Raw genomic sequence first — 21,889 nt, forward strand, 5'->3', positions numbered from 1 at the left:
TAGTTCTAACAATTAAATAATTTAAATTCAATCATTTATGTGGTTAAGTAATTCATCTGTAGGAAGGAAAGTGGTGATGAGCGTTACCGGTATCGCCCTTGTCCTGTTTCTAACATTTCACATGGCGATGAACTTGGTTGCAATCATCTCGGCTGATGGTTACAACATGATTTGTGAATTCCTGGGAGCAAACTGGTATGCGTTAGTGGCTACCGCAGGATTGGCTGCTCTTTTCATCATTCACATCATCTATGCGTTCTGGCTGACAATGCAGAATCGCAGAGCGCGTGGTAGCGAACGCTATGCAGTGACAGACAAGCCTAAAACTGTAGAGTGGGCTTCGCAGAACATGTTAGTGTTAGGTATTATCGTAATCGTAGGCCTTGGCTTGCACCTCTTCAACTTCTGGGCAAAAATGCAATTGCCTGAACTGATGCACAACATGGGTATGCACGCTGACACACTGACGCTGGCTTATGCCGCTAACGGTGCTTATCACATCCAGCAGACTTTCTCTTGCCCGGTTTACGTAGTTCTTTACCTCGTTTGGCTCTTCGCTCTGTGGTTCCACCTGACTCACGGTTTCTGGAGTTCCATGCAATCACTGGGATGGAACAACAAAGTATGGATCGACCGTTGGAAATGTATCTCCAACATCTACGCTACAATTGTTGTACTCGGTTTTGCACTCGTAGTAGTGGTATTCTTCGTGAAATCACTGATGTATGGCGGTGCTTGCTAAATAGGATATTGTAAATGATTAAATTGTAAATAATATTATGATCAAGATAGATTCAAAGATTCCGGAAGGCCCAGTGGCTGAGAAATGGACTAACTATAAAGCTCACCAGAAATTGGTGAACCCCGCTAACAAGCGTCGTTTGGATATCATCGTTGTGGGTACAGGTTTGGCAGGCGCTTCTGCAGCCGCTTCACTCGGTGAAATGGGTTTCAGAGTATTCAACTTCTGTATCCAGGACTCTCCGCGCCGTGCACACTCTATCGCTGCACAGGGTGGTATCAATGCTGCAAAGAATTATCAGAATGACGGTGACTCCGTTTACCGTCTGTTCTACGATACAGTAAAGGGTGGCGACTACCGTGCCCGCGAAGCTAACGTATATCGTCTGGCTGAAGTATCAAACGCTATCATCGACCAATGCGTAGCTCAAGGTGTTCCTTTTGCCCGCGAATATGGCGGTACACTGGACAACCGTTCTTTCGGTGGCGCTCAGGTATCCCGTACGTTCTACGCCAGAGGCCAGACCGGTCAGCAGTTGTTGCTGGGTGCTTACTCCGCACTGAGCCGTCAGGTAAACGTAGGTACTGTAAAACTGTATACCCGTTATGAAATGCAGGACGTTGTCATCGTTGACGGACGTGCCCGCGGTATCATCGCAAAAAACTTAATCACAGGTGAACTGGAACGTTTCGCCGCTCACGCCGTAGTAATCGCTACCGGTGGTTACGGTAATGCTTACTTCCTGTCTACCAACGCTATGGGCTGTAACTGTACGGCTGCTATCTCTTGCTACCGCAAGGGTGCTGTATTTGCTAACCCTGCATATGTTCAGATTCACCCGACTTGTATCCCGGTACACGGCGATCAACAGTCAAAACTGACGTTGATGTCCGAATCTCTCCGTAACGACGGTCGTATCTGGGTTCCGAAGAAGAAAGAAGATGCTGTGAAACTTCAGAAAGGCGAAATCAAAGGAAGTGATATTCCGGAAGAAGACCGCGACTATTACCTGGAACGCCGCTATCCGGCATTCGGTAACCTGGTTCCACGTGACGTTGCCAGCCGTGCAGCTAAAGAACGTTGCGACGCAGGTTTCGGTGTGAACAACACAGGCTTGGCCGTATTCCTCGACTTCTCTGAAGCTATCGGTCGTCTGGGCATTGATGTCGTTCTTCAACGTTATGGCAACCTCTTCGATATGTACGAGGAAATCACTGACGTGAATCCGGGCGAACTGGCAAAAGAAATCAGTGGTGTGAAATATTACAACCCGATGATGATTTATCCGGCTATCCACTATACAATGGGTGGTATCTGGGTAGACTACGAACTGCAAACTACCATCAAGGGTCTGTTCGCCATCGGTGAGTGTAACTTCTCTGACCACGGTGCCAACCGTCTTGGTGCTTCTGCATTAATGCAAGGTTTGGCTGACGGCTATTTCGTATTGCCTTACACAATCCAAAACTATCTGGCTGATCAGATTACTGTTCCCCGTTTCTCCATAGATCTTCCTGAATTTGCTGAAGCAGAAAAGGCTGTTCAAGCTAAGATTGATAAGTTCATGAAGATTCAGGGTAAAGAATCGGTTGATTCCATCCACAAGAAACTGGGTCACATCATGTGGGAATACATGGGTATGGGACGTACAGCAGAAGGTTTGAAGGAAGGTATCGCCAAACTGAAAGAAATCCGCAAGGAATTCGAAACTAACCTGTTTATCCCTGGCTCTAAAGAAGGTATGAACGTAGAGCTTGACAAAGCAATCCGTTTGTACGACTTCATCACTATGGGTGAGCTTGTTGCTTACGACGCATTGAACCGTGACGAAAGTTGTGGTGGTCACTTCCGTGAAGAATACCAGACTGAAGAAGGAGAAGCATTACGCGATGACGCAAACTTCTTCTACGTAGCTTGCTGGGAATATCAGGGTGACGATGAAAAGGCTCCGGTATTGTACAAAGAACCGTTGGTTTACGAAGCTATCAAGGTTCAGACTCGTAACTACAAGAGCTAATTGGCGAAGTTAAACATTAAAAAGAATTAGAAGAAAATGGATAAAAATATATCATTTACACTGAAGGTATGGCGTCAAGCCGGTCCAAAAGCTAAAGGTGCTTTTGAAACCTATTCAATGAAAGATATCTCAGGTGATACTTCATTCCTCGAAATGCTGGATATCCTGAACGAACAGATAATCAGTGGCGGAAAAGAACCTATCGTATTCGACCATGACTGTCGCGAAGGTATCTGCGGTATGTGTTCCTTGTACATCAACGGACATCCTCACGGCCCTGCAACAGGTGCTACTACTTGCCAGATTTATATGCGTCGTTTCAACGATGGTGACACTATCACTGTTGAGCCTTGGCGTTCGGCAGGTTTCCCTGTTATCAAGGACTTGATGGTAGACCGTACTGCTTATGACAAGATTATGCAGGCTGGTGGTTACGTAAGCGTCCGCACAGGTGCTCCTCAGGATGCCAACGCTATCCTGATTCCAAAACCTATCGCTGACGAAGCTATGGATGCTGCCGCTTGTATCGGTTGTGGCGCTTGTGCCGCTGCATGTAAGAATGGTTCTGCTATGTTGTTCGTTTCTGCAAAAGTTAGCCAGTTGAACTTGCTTCCGCAAGGTAAACCGGAAGCTTTGCGTCGTGCAAAAGCTATGTTGTCCAAGATGGACGAACTGGGCTTCGGTAACTGTACAAACACTCGTGCTTGTGAAGCTGAATGTCCGAAGAACATCTCTATCAGCAACATCGCCCGCCTGAACCGTGACTTCATTATTGCAAAATTGAAAGATTAGAAACTGCTAGGTTTTGGTACGAGAGACAATTTGATTAATGACAGAATCCCCTGCCGGCTTGCCGACAGGGGATTTCTTTTATCAACGAATTATATTATGAGCTCTTTTTTCCGCGCAAGTTACGAGGAGAAGCTCCAAAGGATTTTTTACAGAAATTGGAGAAGTGTGGTAGTGATTCAAAGCCGTACTTATAGCATATTTCAGAGAGTGTGCAGTCAGAGTGATGTATGTCGTCCAGAATGCCTTCTTTACGCCGCGCCTGCATCCATTCATATACGGGTTCGTGGAAAACATGATTGAAGATACGACGAAAGGTACTGACAGTATATCCACCCAGTTGGGCTAATTCTTCTACTGTCTTCACTTTCTTATAATTCTGAATTACGAAGCACTGAAAACTGTTAGTATATTTAGCAAGTGAATGTACCAGACTAGAAAGATCGTAATCGGAATAATAGTAACCTAATACGAACGCCAATTCTTTCCGCTTTAAAGAAAGCAGGTCTCTACATATCTTGTTTTCCTTCAGATAGGTAATAGAACTATCTAAAAAGGATTGTAATTCAGGTACTATTTTTAATGGAGAATAAATAAGCGGTGGAGAAACGTCTTTCATGATATGGTTGAAACGAAAGTCACAAAACATCTCCGGTTGAATGAAACGATAATAGATGCATTCACATTCAGTCATAGCAAGCATCTCAAACTTTGACCCGATAGCCTGAAGAATAAACTCCCCTTCTCTAAGCATCGTACCTGCATATTCCTGACTATTAACCAGCATTTCTCCCTTTAGCAGAAAAAAGATGAAATTCTCATCACACCTTTGAGCAGATCTATGGAATCCTCGTTGGTGGATGATATGGGTTATAGCATTCCCCACTGCTTTCGGGCAGTTTTGACAGTCCCAGGTTCCTTGACAGATAGATGACATATGTTTGCCTTGTTTGAATTTGTTTATGCTCTCGGCAAAAATATATGAAATCTTTTATATAGCCATAAAAAAAGGAAGAAATATGAAAATAGGTTGTATGAAAATCCTGATTCTTCTATTCCGAAAAATCAGGATTCATTTATGTTACAAAATATTGCCTCCTACGACTAGAAATATATAATTAATAGTCTTTAGTTTCTTAATAGATTATATAACCTTATCAGTATCAACATTTGTAGCACCATCCTTAGGAGACCAAGCATCTTCCAATGTTCCAGAGACCTTAAGTTCATCACCAGCTTTGAGTAATAGAGTATAAACGTATTTTTCACCAGCAGCCCATGTCCCTGAAAGCTTAGCAGTTTTTATACCAGACTTAAATATTTCAACATTATCTTTCGTAGCAGAGAATGTGACTTCCACAATAGTTTCATTAAGCACCTGCGGCATCAGAATCATCAATTGATCTGTAGCTTCCAATGTTTTAGCAGCTTCATCGCCTCCAACAAAAACATTATTATCAGTAAGTTTTATCGAATAGTCAGCTAATGGAGTATCTTCAGTAGTCCAACCCCCACCTTCATAACTATATGAACCAGAAGTTTTTAAATCCTTAAAAGTAATATTAGTTACTGTATATTCGACATTTTTATCATCGCCTTTCAATTTAAACACAACCTGAGTCAAAGCATGTTTAAATGCTAAAGAAACAGCATTAGCACTCTTAACTTGGTTTTCTAATTTAGCAATAAGAAAATCAACTTGACTAGCAATTGTATTATCTACTGCATACGTAACTGTGGGATATCCTCCATCAGCCGGATAGGTATAATTTTTGGAAGCAGGCAACTCCGATGGACTATATCCAAAGAAAACAACCTTTCCATCAGAAGGCCAATAAAACTTCTTTGCATCTTTTTCAATCCAATTGGTTTGATCAGTACTTGTAAAAGAACCATCAAGAATGTTAAGTCCTATTACTGAAGCACTATATGCATCCGCAGTATACGCATAACCAAATGCTCTAAACTCTGCAAATTGATTAGTGACCATAGGTGTAGCTCTTGTCACAGCAGATGTTCCCATCTTTATCTCAGCTTTCTGCCCTGCATTTTCAAACTCTTCATTCTGTGAGCAACTCGTAATTGCCAAAGCAGCTGTTACTGCCAATAAAATCTTTTTCATAACTATATTTTTTAAAGTTTATAATATTGTCATATTCTTCTTATACCATATTAACCTACGGGCAACTCAACATTGCCTCCATTTTCCCAGTCGTCAACGCCCCCTTCAAATCCTCCACCTCCATCAGGATTTGGTGGTATTTCTGGCTTTTCTACCTCTATTTCATCATTAGGCGGTAGTACTATTTCTGTTGGTGGTTTCAACTTTCCATCCTCGCCTGTTCCAATATCTTCAAGCGTATCTATTATTTCAGTAATATCAATAGTTGCTTCTTGCACCGTATTGTCTGTTTTGATAAATCTTAAAACCAGCATAATATCACCTTTTCCACGGGAAGCTACACCTTTTGATATTGTCATCTTCATCGGCACCGACATTTCCTTTGCCTGCTTGAAAGCCGTAAAATACGCTATAACTTTATCACCATCCTTCTTTCCCTCAAAAAAAATAGGCTGTGACGAGTTCACTCCGTAACCTTTGCCTAGACAGTAGCAATCTGATAATCCTCTAATACACCCCACAATTGATGCCACATATTCCAATCCTTTAACCTCTACCGCAAAAGAATATTTCTTCACCACCGATTTCAACTTCCATGCCAAGTAAAGCACCTCTTCACTCTTCTTTATATTCAGTTCATCAATGTTCAACACATACAACGAATCCGGCGACCAAACCATTTCTTCTGTTCCGGCTATACCTAAACCATTGCAGTGTCCCGTGTAAGCTTCTATCGTTCCATAGGACTCTTCTCCCCTGATTCTTACATATTCCGTATTATAGTTGTATGCTACTACCGAATATCGTCCCGGAGGAACTTTCATTTCTCCACCTCGTACTGAAAGATACCTGTCCACCTTCTTCCCTTCACCATCCTTCGGGTAAAATATAACCCGAACCCCTTCTGGCAATTTATCCGTCACTCCATCCCAATCCAACGATATTTCCACTCCACTCACAGGATAATCGTCCAATATATCACGACGGCTACATCCCGCCAGCATTAGCAATGAGGACAGAAGCACAAGAAGCATATATCTTGTCTTTCGCATAACGTCACTACCTCCTCGTTGTTATCAGCCACACCAAAGACACTTTCGCCTTGGTAGGACCAATAAAGTTATAACGCCCACTGTTTGTCCATACAATATCCCCCTCGTAAGGAGTATATTTCTTATATTCTGTTGCCAAATATCCGATGCCCAAACTGAATTCAAGAGAAAAATGTCGCGCCAGTTGCCGTGCATACCCGTAAGTGACTCCCGCAGCTCCATAATATTTTCCCTGATAACCATCTCCCCGCATTTGAAAATCATAGATTCCTCCTTCAGCATACAGTCCGATGAAATGTCCGGTCAATCGGTTGCGTTTCCGACGATTGCCCAACCAACAACGCCCTTCTACACCTCCCGAAAGAAGTTGATAGCAGAAATCATGTTTACTATTCAACCACCACGGACATTTATATTCAGCGTTCAAAGACCATCTCTTGCCTACCGGAATCTCCACTTCTATATTCGGCGCCAAAGCCAAATCATATAGCAAATTATTCTTTATAGCAAGCAACGTCTTATCTTTTACCGGTTCTTCTGTCTCCGATACGACCACCTCACAGGCCTGTGTCTTTTCCCTCTCACTCACAGACTTATCAAGTCGACAATTCGGAAGCGCATCTTCCTGTTTTGAAACCGACAAAACGGAGACAGAAGATACCGGTTCAGAACTTTCCCTAATTATTCCTGAATTTACCCCGACAATTGTAATTATAGACCGCCTCAACCTGGGAAATATATTGTGAACAAGGTATTTGTAAGCAATCCCTTGATTCAACTTGCGTAATAAGTACTTTCGTTTTACAATATCATCCTTATGATAATCAATCAACATCAGTACTTCTTCCCGATCCGGCAAATTAGTATCAGTAACCAGTAGTTTACGAAACTCTGACCAATCTTCCCCTTCCGATACTAAATGAACTTTATCAATCTCTACGCTATAACGCTTTAAAAACTCTCTTATCGAATTATTTCTTTTATTAGCTAAACCCTTATTATAGATCTTATCACCGTCAGGAGATACATAAGTGACAACATTCACCCCATCAACAGCTTTCATATCCAAATTAGCGAACAAAGAGTCCAACGAATTAATTGCCTGATTATTATTCCCATAACAGGAATTCACTCTCGTATCGTCTACGTCAAAATATATTGCAATCCGACAAATCGTATCATCTGTAGCCGTTAAAAATGGAATCGCAGCATATACATTTCCCAAAAGGCCTGATAACGTTACAAGAATAGCCAATATACCGATACGATGTTCCATAGTTGTTCGCTTCTATGAACAAATATAGAAGTTAAAATATAAATAAAATCATACTTAAAGGACAAAATACAGGGTATGAAAGGTTCTGTGAAACGATTGAAACGAATTCGCAAGTTTGAGAGATATTTACGAATGAACAAATGGAAAAAAGTGCAGATAATAAACCAAAAACATAACTTTTACATACTAACATCCGTGCGTCAAACCAATTTGGTATAAAAAAGGACTCAAAAAAGAATAAAAGTCTGCATTTACTTACATTATGATATTAAACATATCTTTTTATCGTATAATACAGCGCATAATATTGACCATATGTCAAAGCAATCCTTTATCTTTGTATATGTGAAGTTAACCGTAGAAAAAACCTTTAATACTGATTACAATGAAAAAGGAAATTAAGTTCAGTCTTGTGTATCGGGACATGTGGCAGTCATCCGGTAAATATCAGCCACGAGTTGACCAGCTAGTATGTATAGCTCCTTTAATTATTGAAATGGGTTGTTTTACACGGGTGGAAACCAATGGGGGTGCTTTCGAACAAGTAAACCTGTTGTACGGCGAAAACCCTAATAAAGCTGTCCGTGCCTTTACCGAACCTTTCAGAGAAGCTGGTATTCAGACGCATATGCTTGATCGTGGATTGAATGCATTACGAATGTATCCCGTGCCAGCAGACGTACGCAGACTGATGTATAAAGTCAAGCATGAGCAAGGCGTGGATATTACACGTATCTTCTGCGGACTGAATGAGACAAGAAATATAATTCCTTCCATCAAGTATGCCCTGGAAGCAGGCATGATACCGCAGGCTACTCTCTGCATTACTTATTCTCCGGTACATACCGTTGAGTATTATGCACAGATTGCCGATCAACTGATTGCAGCCGGTGCACCCGAAATCTGCTTGAAAGATATGGCAGGTGTAGGACGTCCGGGTATGTTAGGACGACTGGTTAAGACTATCAAAGACAAGCATCCCGACGTATTGATACAATATCACGGTCACAGTGGCCCGGGATTGTCTATGGCCTCTATTCTTGAGGTCTGCGAGAATGGTGCGGATATTATCGACGTGGCTATGGAACCCATGTCCTGGGGTAAAGTTCACCCGGACGTTATTTCCGTACAGGCGATGTTGAAAGACCTCGGTTTCCAGGTTCCTGATATAAATATGAAGGCATATATGAAAGCCCGTGCCATGACGCAGGAATTCATTGACGATTTCCTGGGCTATTTCATGGATACTACCAACAAGTATATGTCCTCACTTCTATTGAAATGCGGTTTACCGGGTGGTATGATGGGGTCTATGATGGCAGACTTGAAAGGGGTACATTCCGGCATCAATATGATATTGAGAAGCAAGAACGAACCGGAACTTAGCATTGACGACCTGCTTGTCATGCTTTTCGATGAAGTGGAATATGTATGGCCCAAGCTGGGGTATCCGCCTTTGGTTACTCCTTTCAGCCAATATGTGAAGAATGTCGCATTGATGAACCTTATGCAGTTGGTAAAAGGTGAAGAACGTTGGAGTATGATAGATAATCATACCTGGGATATGATTTTAGGCAGGAGTGGTCGCCTTCCCGGCACACTTGCACCAGAGATTGTGGAACTAGCCAAATCCAAAGGGTACGAGTTTGTCGATACCGATCCGCAGTTGAACTACCCGGATGCCTTGGATAGTTATCGCAAGGAAATGGATGAAAATGGCTGGGAATATGGAGAGGATGATGAAGAACTTTTTGAACTGGCTATGCACGACCGTCAATACCGCGACTACAAATCGGGCGTTGCCAAGAAACGTTTTGAGGAAGAACTACAACGCGCCAAAGATGCGTCCATGGTAAAGAATGGCTATTCCGAAGAAGAAATTAAAAAGCTGAAACGTGCAAAAGCAGATCCGGTCATTGCGCCCGCCAACGGACAGGTGCTTTGGGAAGTCTCTGTAGAAGGCCCCTCGTCTGCACCGTCCATCGGATGCAAATATCAGCACGACGCAGTATTATGCTACCTTTCCACTCCGTGGGGAGAATATGAAAAGGTATTTACCGGGTTTACCGGGCGCATAGTTGAAGTTTGTGCGCAGCAAGGTGATATTATTCACAAAGGAGACGTAATAGCTTACATTCAGAGATGTGATATCTTTGCATAATGATTAATTAGTAATGAAAATCCCTTGTCGACACTGTCGGCAGGGGATTTATCTTTTAAAAGAATAAAGAAACAGTTTTGATTCCCCAAATACAAAGTACTTTTCTTTGGGGATACTTTCATCGTAATACTGTTTTTTTCATCATTGATAGATATAATTTGAACAGAAAAGCATATACAACATGTTTTTATATTCAAAAAATAGCTATCTTTGTGATATGAACAATCCATTAGTACAGTTAGGCAATATACCTGTAACGGCTTCTGCTTTGGAGTCTCTTTTTCCACATATTAAGGGAGGAAATCAGAAAATCAGGTTGCTTGAAAGGGATAAGCAAATCATCCGCCTCAAGCGAGGGCTTTATGTGTGCAATCCTGAAATAACAGGCAAGATTCTTTCAACAGAATTGATTGCCAATCATCTTTATGCGCCTTCGTATGTTTCTATGGCATCAGCTTTACGTTATTATGGGTTGATACCGGAAGCGGTATACACCACACAATCAATCACTTTGAAACATTCCAGAGATTTTGATACGCCATTGGGGAGGTTTGAATATACTTATATATCAAGAGAGACATTCTCAGTGGGACTGACCAATATCAAAAAAGAAGATTACACTTTTGTGATAGCAACTCCCGAAAAGGCGTTGTGCGATTTGATAGCAAACTCTCCTAAGGTAAATCTCCGTTACCTGAAGGATGCTGAAACTTATTTGGAAGAGGATATTCGGATGGAGTTGGAAGATTTAAAGCAGATGAACGCTGAAATATTCGAGAAATATATGAAGACTGGCAAAAAAGCCGAATCAATACGGACATTACTAAAATTAATGAAGAAATGAAAAATGCACAGATTATCGGTTATTGATCGATTCTCTGTGCATTTAACTAAACTAAACTGACTCTAACGCAAAATTAAATTCCATTATGCTGCCGGATCCGGTGTTTCGCCATTATCACCTTTGCCATCATCTCCGCCGTCAGGTTTTCCGCCATTATTGCCACCGTTACTACTTCCGTCCGTATAATCCGTTTCAATTTCCGCACGACGGGTAATACTCATATCATCCAACGTATTCTTGAAAATTTTTCCCGGATAGAAGTTTATCTTCCTTTGGACGATTGACTTCGCCGACACATCTTTCGCATCATCCGCACTCTTCGTGTGGATAGTAGGATTAAAGATGCCAAACTCACCTAACTGTACGCTCTTTCCATCGTCAATGTCCTCTGCCATAATATCCACCAGTCCACTGACTACCAAATCTACCACCTTACGGTGAACGCCACAAAGCTGACTCACCTTACGGCACATTTTAGTGAAATTTACTCTACCGGAACGAACCGATCTTGCCACATACTTTTCGTTTTTGTCCTTGTCAAAACCGAACACTCTTTTTGTTACTACATACTCTAAAGCCATAATTGTTAAAGTTTAAATGGTTAAAAAAATAAAGGTTATCTGTATGCCATTCGCTTTGTTTGAATGACTTTGCAAAGGTACATCAACCGCAAAGTGCCCAGTCCCCTTTTGTCTCCTTTGTGTCTCCTTTCATAGTTTGAGAATACGTATAATTTGAATTTATTTCACTAATAATCAATGGTATAAACAATAGAATTATTTTTTCAGTAAATGCGTTCATATCACATTAAACATTCAAATGAGACTAGAAATAATCACAAAAGTCCACTAACAAGTTTGTTACTAACAACTTTGTTAGTAACAAACTTGTTAGTAAATAAAAGAAATACTATATTTGCCTCAAACAGAGAAAAGAAAATTATGGAAAAGCCATTCGTATTTGGAGTTGCGACTTCTGGGAACAACTTTACCGACCGTGAAAAAGAAACAGAAAGGTTACTTCTTAACTTCACACACGGTGTGAACACTATTCTTATATCCCCTAGAAGATGGGGAAAAACATCTCTTGTTAAGAAGGTAGCTCAGTTGGCACAGAATAATAAAAGAAAAATAGTCTATATGGATATATTTTCCTGTCGTACGGAAAGTGAATTCTACCATCTCTTCGCTACTTCTATACTGAAACAGACTTCTTCCAAATGGGATGAGTGGATTGAGAACACAAAACAATTCTTATCGCACATCAATCCCAAGATTTCTATTGGAGCAGATCCAATGAACGATTTCTCAATTTCATTTGAATACAATATACAGAATGGAACGGAAAATGACATTCTCCAATTACCGGAAAAAATCGCCAAAGAAAAAGGGTTCCAAATAGTAGTTTGCATTGATGAATTCCAACAGATTTCTGATTTTGAAGATTCCAAAACTTTTCAAAAGAAACTGCGTTCTGTATGGCAACTTCAGCAGCACGTATCCTATTGCCTTTTCGGAAGCAAAAAACATTTGATGAATGAACTATTTGAGAAGAAAAGCCTGCCGTTTTATAAATTTGGAGACGCTCTTTATCTCACTAAAATAGGAACTAAATACTGGATAGAATACATCTGCAAGCGTTTTGAAGATACAGGCAAACATATTTCTCCTGAGTTGGCCGAACAAATTTGCCAAACAGTGGATAATCATTCTTCCTATGTACAACAACTTTCCTGGCTACTTTGGATACGTACCAGTGAAACTGCAACTTCTCGTCAACTCACCCTTGCCATAGAAGACCTATTAGAACAGAATAATATTCTATTCCAAAGTGAAACAGAAAATCTTTCCGCTTATCAAATGAATTTTCTAAAAGCCATAATTGACGGAGTTCATTCAAAATTCAGCAGTAAAGAAGTTATTTCAAGATATAACCTGGGGACTTCTGCCAATATTGTCCGCCTAAAAAATGCATTATTACAGAAAGAACTTATCGAAACAAACGGGAAAGAAGTAATACTTGCAGATCCAGTATTTGGTATTTGGTTTAAAAAAGAAATATTTCGTTAGTTCTTTCCTTTAAATCAACATTATACATATCAAATGAATCCCATACATAAAAAAGCTACTAACAAATTTGTTAGAAACAAACTTGTTAGTAGATAAAAGAAGTACTATACTTGCCTTAAACAGAGGCTAAAAGTACAATACATAATTGCGCAAATAATTCAAAAGTACCCAAAACGTCATCATCATTGCCAATATAAACATAACAACGCCAGCAATTACCAAAGCGATCCAATGTTGTGAATGGTCATCCGAATATTCTTTGTGTCCATCATTGAACTTATAAATTGTTCGCACTGTCTGCGCACCTGCCAACAAGCCGAATAATCCGGCAAAAATACCATTGTGAATATTCCCTCCGCCACGAAGCGCACGCTTATCAATGAGGAACTGGGGAGTTCTGCTTGCCACTATATAGAGTCCGGTAGCCACTAAAGTGGAAACCATCATGCCAACTCCCATCATCCAATACATCAGGATACCAACAATGACACCCAGCCAAACCAACTTTTTAGAACCATCAAAATGACGTTCTTCACCACTATTTATCACATCAGTCAATGCATTCAACCGTTCTATCACTCCCTCGTCAGTAGGTTGCATCGCAATAACCTGATCTATCAAAAGTACCGACTGCTTGATTTGCTTCATTTTTGTCGGCTTCCTTAACTCATCATCATCTGTTTTTTCAACCACAGTCCAAGTAGCGAATGCCTCATCCATTAGTCGCCATGCCTCTTCTATCTCTTCATCCGTCATCTTTTCAGACATTCCGGCCGCCGCACGTTTATTCACCATGCTTTCTACCGTAAATCTCTCTTTATAACGGGCTCCTTTATACCATACATACCCCATGTGTCCTATAACGAATAAAACGATAGCGGAAGACAATATTATTTGAAAGATAGCCAATATCTTCTGTCCCAAAGGTATTCCGTCATCTGTGGCTGCGTCGGCGATTGCCTCTTCCCCGCTACCGGCTTTCACAAATGTCAGACCATTAAACGCAGCATCCTTTCCGCCTTTGTCAAGTCCGGTGAAATACAGTTTATCATCCTTACAAACGACTTTACATCGACCTGAAATACCCGTATCAACATCCGGACGCCCGCCCACAAAACTCAAAGTCACCTCATTGCCATTCAGATTCTCAACATAAAATTCATAAGTTGACAATAGGGACTGTCTCCCACTGGGCTCCAGCATATTCACCTCCATAAAACCATTGCACCTGGCATTCTCATTATAAGGATTCAACTGCCAGTTGCCATCACAATTTAATGTCAACGCAACCGATAAATCGCCTTCTTTATTTGCTCCTTGCCAATCACCGGTGAATAGTTCTTCCTGAGCAAACACATTGATAGAAACAAGCATCATTACGATGCCAAACAAATACTTCTTAATTTTTCCCATATCACAATAATATTAATTATGTTAGTTAACAGCTATCGTCACAACAGACTCAGGCAGTCAAAACGTCAGTATTTAATAAAGTCAGTACTTCAGCACTTTAGCCGCCACATTCTTAAATTGCGGCATGGCCAAACCGATAGAAGCACCTATATAAGTAGGATCACAAATAATATATTTCTTTCCGCCTACAGTCACATAATCCCCATCGACAGTTTCATCAAAACAAACTGCCGTTGCCATATGGTTGGGATACTCTAACAACACAACATCCAATCCCATCAGCGTACGGATCAAATAGAAATACAATACCGCACGATCCTCACAGTCGGAATAAGGATAATAGAACAGCTCATCCACAAAGAAAGGTTTTTCGTAACCAAACTGCTCTCCGTCCGTCTTATAGTCAAAGGCTGTCTGCACAAAATTAATCAGTATATTGGCGGCTTCCGACTGTTTCTTCCCCTGTATGGCTGCCTGCAACGGCGGAAGTACCGTCTGCTGCACTTCTTGACTTACAGGAGCACCCACGTAGACAGAAAAGTCACATTGCGGATAATCCTTGTAAAAGGAAATAAGCCCCGAGTTAACCATAGAATTGACTTTAACAGACGGATAAGCCTTAGCTTGCAGCTTCTTTTCAACCTGAGTCCCCAAAAACATTTGAGAAGCGCCGATACTCATATTTACCTTGTTCTTCGCATTGGCAAAGTCACGATTATACGTATAGATAGAATTGCTTTTATTTTTAGAAGTATCAAACCTGTAATAAGTCACACCATTCAGAGTGATGAAACAAGTGGCATAAATCATGCAGTCTGAAGCATAGAATAAGGTAAGGCGACCATCCATGCGCGCCACTTTTACCCTATATCCCGATTGGGAGAGGATGAACATTTGCAACAAAGCTATTTCATCGGAATGAGTACTTCCACATAATTCGGTGGCAACTTTCCGAGTGAGCAACAGATATCCGTAGTCATTCAGATTATTTTCTTTCCTGATAGTCAGGCAGTCGTCTATCAAAGGCTGGTAATCGCTACGCGAAAGAACTTCCCATCCGGCGGAAATATCTTTTTCGGCAATCCCTTTCAAGCTAAGCCGGTTTTTCAGCGATGGATTGACAATACACTCCTTATTGTAAAAGGAGAATGCCACACCAGAAGGCGACCGTTTTACCGGAGTGGTCACAACAGGTTTCACATCCGGATTTTGTTCTGGCTGATCTTCTGCTTTCTTTTCCGGTTTCACTACTGAGTCCTTATCTCCCCCCGGTAGAACAGGAACAGGTGTTTTTCCCTGCGAAGGTAGAAAAGTGGCACTGGGTGCCACTTCCGGAATGGGTAGCCGGGTTATACCGCCGACTTTAACCTCCTGCGGCTTTCCTACAGGCTTTTTACGGTCAAAGTTAACCGGCTTTACTGGTTCCGGCCTTTGAGGACGCGCCACAGGCTTTTGCAAGTCATATTCTTTCCAAGTTTCTTTCAGGAATTTGGCAAACTCCCTATTTTGCTCACTCACGAAGTCTGTAAATTCCTTCTTCTGCTGCTTCACGAAATCATCAAACTCTTTCATATCCTTGTCTATCTGCGCAACAAGAGTGAACGGTAAACAGATTGACCATACAATCATAAAGAATATCCGTTTCAAATTTTTCCTCATTTCTCGTTTGTTTTTTGTTGTTCTGTAATTAGCCAATCCATACACAACTTATTATTCCGTATTCCCTTTACCAAAGGAGATATGGATAAAACCGTGACAATCTTTTCTCTACAAAGCGCACGGCTGGAATTGTGGCCGTCATTAAAATCATCACCAACCCGCTTGACATCTACATTGGGAAAGGGATGTAATAACAAAGATTTTACAAAAGAAGTCATATAAGCACTCCAAAAACCGCTTTCCAGTACCATCCCATCCAAACTTTCCCGGCTTCCGGCACAGGGAGCATCTTCGTACCAATAACCTTTTTGCGACGGACGGATCGGAACTCCGTTCATACATGAAAATATACAGGGAGACACCAGTGTCCCTTTCACCTGAAACCATGACTGAAACGATTCCTCCGGACAATTGCCGGATTCCAACAACAAGTTGAATCTTATCTCTTCTTCTTCCACCCTCTCTTTCGTAAACAGAAACATCAGTTCGCTGACCGAATGGTAAGATAATTCGCAGCTATCCGCCTGAATAAAAGAAACCTGTATAAACTTCTCACCGTACGCAGAGGTATATTCCTTCTCTATTCTATAAGTTTCCTGCCGGACAGTTTGCTCAATGACTCCTAAAGTAAGTATTTTGTTTCTTTCTTCTTCATAAGTGTTGGTGGCAGTTTCCGTGCTTGAGAACACATCGGACAGCAGATTCAGACAAGCACCCTGCTGCAACGAATACAGATAGGCCGCTCTTTGCAAAGCCTGAATCCTGGCTGCTTCGGGGTTCATGCAAGGGTCGGAAACCCCTATCACCCTGCCTTGTTGCCGGGGAGCAAACACCCATTCGGGCAAGGCTTCCCGATGTCCTGCCACCCAATCATAAGAATGATTATAAACAGTATCGGCAGAGACAACCTGCGAGAACACCTCATCAGTCAGAGACAAGAATAACAGAATCATAAAAATAACTATCCAATTATGCCTTATGTCCGATAAATCATATTTCATTATTCAGTTTTTAGATGATTGGATAGTTATTTAAAGAAGTCGTTTTTTATACCTGCTATGATTCCCGAAAGTTATTTACTGAGCATTCTTACTCATTTCTTCCTCAAACACTTTCTTGAACTTTTCGTACTCAAAGTCAATACGTAATTTGTCATCGTTCTTAATGCGATTTACCATCGCATCCATGATTTCCTGTCCGGCCAATTCCAAAGATACATATACCTTATACTTACCATCAGGAGTTTTCATAGTCTTCTCACAAATGACACGCGTACCACTCAATTCCTGTTCCACTACCGTACGAGTCAATGATTGGTAACGACTCTTACTCTCGTCGTTTTCTCCTTGCTGGTAAGAAGAAGCGTAACTATCGGTCACCGATTTCACCTTTGCACCGATAGCAGTCGCTATTTCAGCGCGAGCTTCCGTCATTGCCTTTTTCTTGGCAATGGACATATCCGTAGAAAGCCCCATTGCACTCGCCCTGAAATATTCCTTATTCGTTTGGAACTCCGGTCCTGAGCAAGGAACATTAATTTCGACATCCTGCTGTACGACCGGTTGTTGCACGGGTTGTGCCACAGGTCGTGAACTACCGCAACTTGTCATGACAACAATAGTAAGTAATGAAGCGCCCAATAAATTAATTTTTTTCATGTCTGTACATTTTAATGTTAATATAAAAATCATTTTAAGTCTCTCAATTTAATAGTATTGCCTTTGAAATCTTTCAGTTGAAGTAATGCCACCGATTGCAACTTGCCTACTTCAACAACCATCTCCGTCGGCACTTTAGGCACAACGAGCGCAGTGACCCTGAAATTATTGGACTTAGAACCCAATTTAAGATTTACGATCGGCTTTTCTTCCCCTTTTTCGTTTACAATCGTGAGATTTCCACTGTAAAGATCCACCTCGCAATCATCGGCATTCTCATTGATAATCCGAAGACATATTCTTGATTTATCTCCCAACATCGTAAGTTTCTCAAATTCCACAAAGACTCCGTCGAACCACTCAGCCCGAATTGCTTTCGATGGTTTCGTTCCGGCTTTCTTCACCGGAATGGGAGAAGGAGTAACTTCGGGAACCTCCACAGGAACGGATACGAGCGGGACAGGCTCTTTCGTCGATACGGAAGGGGCAATCACCGGGAGAGGAATATCCGGCTCCATCCGTTGCCTCTCAGGAATTTTTCCACTCCTGTCGAATGTCAACTTCTTCAATTCGCGGACAAACTCCCGGTTCAACCGCTTTATCACTTCCCGTGCCGCCATATTCTTACCTTGAGAACCTGCCTTGTTCTCGGGAACCAATGTCCGTTCATCATTGATTGAGTAATTCAACATGATTTGCCCCGTTCGATTATTAGTTACTTTAATGCCCAAAGTAGAAAAGAACTCAATAAAATTATAGAGTTCGCCCGGAACAGTATTGCCTTTACGGCACTTGTTGTCTAATACCACAATGACGTCTGCTTCAGAGGGCGACGCAACTACATTAAAGAAGTTATTATTCAACAAGCTCTTTACGGTTCGCTCCACCATATCTACATCGTTCTGAATACTCTTCACATAAGCAGCGACCTGCGCTTGCTCCGTTTCTATAGTCAAGGCAGCTTCGGGAAGAGAAGAAAGTATCCGTGTAAATAAGGTAGCGTAAGTTCCTTTGCGAAATACGCCGAACGCGTCGTCCACCAGTGAAATACCGATTTGTTGCCGGGCTTGTTTAGAAGTAATATTGCGTACATACAAAGCAGTCACTCCCGTTTCACTGGTGGGAGACAGGGAAGCCAAATCTCCTGAACCGGAAATGAATTCTGCTTTCAGCCGGATATTCCTCAACGGATTTCCATTACGGTACACTCCAACAGCAATCGGTTCCTTTATACCCTGAAACGGTGTGCCCGAAACTGTCGCCGGATTCAAAACAACCGTTACCCCATCGAATACCCCCGCCAAAGCTGCGTACAATTCGGTGGCCAAATTAATCGTTTTTCCCTCATAAGAACAGAACAATTCCTGATTAAGTACCGGGCGGATAGCATCCATTCCTTTCGAAAACAATTCGATGGCAGTCATCAAATCACCTTGCCGGAGAACAATGTTGCCCTTATACCAAAAATCAAAGCCATTACGGATTGCCTTTTGACGGCGAGCCTCCACAAAGTCCGCATAATCGTCTTTATTCAGTTCATAATATACCCAATACTCATTGTCACCCTGCCAAGAATCCACCAAGCGGAAATTCTCTATCTCCTCCCGGGCTTCCGTCCGTATGCTCTCGGCAAATGTTTGTTTCACACTGCCAGCCTCTTCAATAGTGCTCAACAAGGAATGGGCAGCTATTTCCACTTTTATTTCGGATACAAGGTCGGACAATGCATTCTGCTTTGCTTTCTGCTGATAATCTTTTTCGGAGATTCCAGCCATCCCCACTCCGCTATAATTCAAGGCATCAACCGGATGCTGCCGTACCCAATCCGGCCGGTTTGCCTGTTGTCCCGAAAGTGGAAGATAGGACAAAGAAGCCGCAAGGGCACATAAAAGCCAATGTTTCATATACTCTTTGATTATTGAATAGTCAAATAAATGGTGCTTCCATCCACCCTGTGTTCGCTATCTATTCCGGCATCATTCAGATAATTAACCAGATTGTCGGCAAACGTAATACAGTCCATGGGCAAGCCGTCACTGTCTTTTGCCGGAATCTGTACGGAATCAAATATCAGGCTATCATCCACAGCGCCCTGGATATGATAACGCCCTCCCTGGGCATTCTTCCGCACCCAATTGCGTATGTATGCCGAAAGTGTGGTATTCCCGTTTATCCTGCTATTCATCGTGTTAACAGCATTGTCAGCAAGGCTGACCCGGAGAACAACCGTATTACCATGTTCAACTTTCCGGGCAAACTCTTTCGAGATATCTTTCAGAAAACCATCCAATACATCCTGCGCTGCGTAAGCACACAATTTATCCACATCCGTTGTCCTGAAACGGTTTGTCCAACTTTTCCGACTGGCCAAATCCATTCCGGTGGCGGTCTCACGAGCAGTCATAATCAGCGAAACTCTACTGCCTGCAGTTGCCGATATATCTTTTTGTAGGTCGACAATCACATACACGTCTGCCCCCGAATTCATCAATAACTGTTTATCATTGGAATCGGCATTTTTACTTTCCCATTCAGAAGCACGCAGTGTTCCTTCCAGTTTTCCCTCGGCAGCTATGGTCTTCACGCCGAGCTTGATAAACCCGTCCTTTACTGTACTGACCGCTATGCGGAGGTCAAAATCATTTTTCAAAATAGCAGCGTACGAACTCCGGTCATTCCTTTTATAAGGAACGACCATGATAGTTGGCAAAGCTATTTCTTGCTGCGTTTCTTTCATTGTCTTGTCTTCCTGCGGCTTCGCCATCAACTTATTCCGTATCAGGTCCTTCTTTAGCGCACCTAACAGAATTTGGGCTGTCACCGTCCCTTTATAGAGTTTGGACGGTTGCCGCACAGGTTCTCCCACTGTCTCATAGTTTTTGACAAAAAGCATATAGCGCGAATCGAAGAACTGGCTCAGATAGTACGAGTCCTCTTTCCCGATCAGCGGTTGCCCATTTTCCACTCCGTCAATGCCGTTAAGAAACATAGCATTAAAGATTGATTTCAATGCCATATCATATACTTCTTTCTTTTTGCCGGATATTCCGGCAGCAGTGACAATAATCAAATTATCATCCGCTTTCACACAAGTCACCTCATTAGAGTATAATTCCTGTGCTGTGAGATGAATTGTATATACCGACAATAGTCCCCAAAGAATCAGTCGTGTTTTCATTTCTCCTTCCAGTTTGTAAAGTTACCAAGTAAGCCTAATCAGAATCCCAGGAAAGTATCCGGGCGGGAAATAACAATCAGTTTCTTTTCCTCTTTGGTTGCTTTCATTATCTCTTCCCCACCTTTGTTCACAGAGCACAAAGAACGTGTTCCGCTTAATACTTCCTTTACATTCAAGCGTCCCACTTCTTTGAGTGACAGTTCGCCGGCAATGTCCATCTCAATGTAAACTCTAAATTTCTGACTTTTCTTCACGCCTCTTTTGGTTCCGAGGTCAATATATACAGTTTGCGCCTTGTCTTTCTTGGTACTTTCCACTTGTACGATTGTCCCTTCAATTTTAAAATACTCGTTGACAAAGTCATCCATACTAATCTTTGCATAATCCAATGTTTTGATGATTGCTTCGTCGGGAGTATCACCTATGCTTCCGGTCAGCCCTTCGTGGGAGAATGCCTTCGTAGCTATGAGCGTGCCGTTAGTGGGATTTACAATCTTTAATGTGTAAGAGACACTGCCTTTATAATAAGTTTTTCCCTTACTATCTGTTTTCTTGAGCCCTTCCATGCTAGTTATATTTCCCTGAATCAGATATTGGGCACCCAGTGTCGTCATTTCCTCACTTCTGGAGATGACATCTCCCATAGCAGAAGCAGCCTGGCGTCTTTTGGCTTCATTTTTCAGTGCCTCATTGGAATCAACATCAATCAGCACTACACGTTCTATTTCCTGAATGCCTTCGATCACTTTATTGCGCAATGCTTCTGCCAAAATAGGATTGATAGTTGCAGGTCGAGAGAAATAATCAATGTAAACTCTTTCTTTTTCATTCTCTTCTGTTTGTGCAAAGCCCGACATTGAAATCAGGCAAATAGATAGTAACAGTAAAAATCTTTTCATATCAGTGTAT

At 41.8% G+C, this 21,889-nt stretch carries 18 protein-coding genes; 6 read left to right on the forward strand and 12 right to left on the reverse strand.

Translation table 11 applies throughout. The features are described 5' to 3' along the window. The first annotated feature begins 37 nt into the window (after positions 1 to 37). From HC965_RS03770 to HC965_RS03780, 3 genes are read left to right on the forward strand one after another with little or no spacing between them, the layout of a single operon-like run. Positions 38 to 742: a succinate dehydrogenase/fumarate reductase cytochrome b subunit gene (locus HC965_RS03770; protein WP_191030199.1), complete on the forward strand. Its 705-nt coding sequence runs from the start codon at positions 38 to 40 to the stop codon at positions 740 to 742. 37 nt (positions 743 to 779) lie between these two features. Then, positions 780 to 2,759 (forward strand): fumarate reductase/succinate dehydrogenase flavoprotein subunit, encoded by a 1,980-nt coding sequence (locus HC965_RS03775; protein WP_191030200.1) that lies wholly within the window; start codon positions 780 to 782, stop codon positions 2,757 to 2,759. A gap of 36 nt (positions 2,760 to 2,795) precedes the next feature. Beyond that, complete coding sequence (locus HC965_RS03780; RefSeq protein WP_191030201.1) at positions 2,796 to 3,551, forward strand: succinate dehydrogenase/fumarate reductase iron-sulfur subunit; 756 nt, start codon at positions 2,796 to 2,798, stop codon at positions 3,549 to 3,551. A gap of 94 nt (positions 3,552 to 3,645) precedes the next feature. Here the strand turns inward: HC965_RS03780 and HC965_RS03785 are convergent, their stop codons facing one another. The 4 genes from HC965_RS03785 to HC965_RS03800 all read right to left on the reverse strand — a co-directional run bounded on the left by HC965_RS03785 (position 3,646) and on the right by HC965_RS03800 (position 7,998). Continuing rightward, positions 3,646 to 4,485: a helix-turn-helix domain-containing protein gene (locus tag HC965_RS03785; protein ID WP_191030202.1), complete on the reverse strand. Its 840-nt coding sequence runs from the start codon at positions 4,483 to 4,485 to the stop codon at positions 3,646 to 3,648. Positions 4,486 to 4,692: 207 nt separating this feature from the next. After that, positions 4,693 to 5,670 (reverse strand): fimbrillin family protein, encoded by a 978-nt coding sequence (locus HC965_RS03790; protein WP_191030203.1) that lies wholly within the window; start codon positions 5,668 to 5,670, stop codon positions 4,693 to 4,695. Positions 5,671 to 5,720: 50 nt separating this feature from the next. Next, complete coding sequence (locus HC965_RS03795) at positions 5,721 to 6,722, reverse strand: DUF5119 domain-containing protein (RefSeq protein WP_223854689.1); 1,002 nt, start codon at positions 6,720 to 6,722, stop codon at positions 5,721 to 5,723. A 7-nt stretch (positions 6,723 to 6,729) separates the two neighbouring features. Further along, positions 6,730 to 7,998, reverse strand: coding sequence for a DUF3575 domain-containing protein (locus tag HC965_RS03800; protein ID WP_191030204.1), 1,269 nt, complete (start codon positions 7,996 to 7,998; stop codon positions 6,730 to 6,732). A gap of 385 nt (positions 7,999 to 8,383) precedes the next feature. On the opposite strand from HC965_RS03800, the gene HC965_RS03805 reads away from it, so the two are divergent. Together HC965_RS03805 and HC965_RS03810 are read left to right on the forward strand one after the other, a co-directional pair. Beyond that, positions 8,384 to 10,159 carry an oxaloacetate decarboxylase gene (locus HC965_RS03805; RefSeq protein WP_191030205.1) on the forward strand — a complete coding sequence of 592 codons (1,776 nt, stop codon included), beginning with the start codon at positions 8,384 to 8,386 and terminating at the stop codon, positions 10,157 to 10,159. 217 nt (positions 10,160 to 10,376) lie between these two features. Further along, positions 10,377 to 11,003, forward strand: a complete 627-nt coding sequence (locus tag HC965_RS03810) for a hypothetical protein (protein WP_191030206.1) — start codon at positions 10,377 to 10,379, stop codon at positions 11,001 to 11,003. Between the two features lie 83 nt (positions 11,004 to 11,086). On the opposite strand, the gene HC965_RS03815 is transcribed toward HC965_RS03810, so the two are convergent. Next, complete coding sequence (locus HC965_RS03815) at positions 11,087 to 11,584, reverse strand: HU family DNA-binding protein (RefSeq protein WP_191030207.1); 498 nt, start codon at positions 11,582 to 11,584, stop codon at positions 11,087 to 11,089. 360 nt (positions 11,585 to 11,944) lie between these two features. On the opposite strand from HC965_RS03815, the gene HC965_RS03820 reads away from it, so the two are divergent. Further along, positions 11,945 to 13,072, forward strand: coding sequence for an ATP-binding protein (locus tag HC965_RS03820; protein ID WP_191030716.1), 1,128 nt, complete (start codon positions 11,945 to 11,947; stop codon positions 13,070 to 13,072). Between the two features lie 126 nt (positions 13,073 to 13,198). On the opposite strand, the gene HC965_RS03825 is transcribed toward HC965_RS03820, so the two are convergent. From HC965_RS03825 to HC965_RS03855, 7 genes are all read right to left on the reverse strand, one after another. Continuing rightward, positions 13,199 to 14,485, reverse strand: coding sequence for a hypothetical protein (locus tag HC965_RS03825; protein ID WP_191030208.1), 1,287 nt, complete (start codon positions 14,483 to 14,485; stop codon positions 13,199 to 13,201). Between the two features lie 81 nt (positions 14,486 to 14,566). Beyond that, positions 14,567 to 16,144: a hypothetical protein gene (locus tag HC965_RS03830; RefSeq protein ID WP_191030209.1), complete on the reverse strand. Its 1,578-nt coding sequence runs from the start codon at positions 16,142 to 16,144 to the stop codon at positions 14,567 to 14,569. Beyond that, positions 16,141 to 17,097 carry a hypothetical protein gene (locus HC965_RS03835; RefSeq protein WP_223854691.1) on the reverse strand — a complete coding sequence of 319 codons (957 nt, stop codon included), beginning with the start codon at positions 17,095 to 17,097 and terminating at the stop codon, positions 16,141 to 16,143. The genes HC965_RS03830 and HC965_RS03835 overlap by 4 nt, the downstream gene beginning before the upstream one ends. Before the next feature lie 123 nt (positions 17,098 to 17,220). After that, on the reverse strand, positions 17,221 to 17,802 hold the full coding sequence (locus tag HC965_RS03840; protein WP_191030210.1) for an LPP20 family lipoprotein: 582 nt from the start codon (positions 17,800 to 17,802) through the stop codon (positions 17,221 to 17,223). Between the two features lie 29 nt (positions 17,803 to 17,831). Continuing rightward, positions 17,832 to 19,706 carry an LPP20 family lipoprotein gene (locus HC965_RS03845; RefSeq protein WP_191030211.1) on the reverse strand — a complete coding sequence of 625 codons (1,875 nt, stop codon included), beginning with the start codon at positions 19,704 to 19,706 and terminating at the stop codon, positions 17,832 to 17,834. Between the two features lie 11 nt (positions 19,707 to 19,717). Next, positions 19,718 to 20,980 carry a DUF6175 family protein gene (locus HC965_RS03850; RefSeq protein ID WP_191030212.1) on the reverse strand — a complete coding sequence of 421 codons (1,263 nt, stop codon included), beginning with the start codon at positions 20,978 to 20,980 and terminating at the stop codon, positions 19,718 to 19,720. Positions 20,981 to 21,018: 38 nt separating this feature from the next. Further along, positions 21,019 to 21,879, reverse strand: coding sequence for a penicillin-binding protein activator LpoB (locus tag HC965_RS03855; protein WP_191030213.1), 861 nt, complete (start codon positions 21,877 to 21,879; stop codon positions 21,019 to 21,021). Positions 21,880 to 21,889 lie beyond the last annotated feature (10 nt).

Origin of the sequence: Bacteroides sp. GM023 (assembly GCF_014750685.1) — a bacterium.
Lineage (GTDB): Bacteria > Bacteroidota > Bacteroidia > Bacteroidales > Bacteroidaceae > Bacteroides.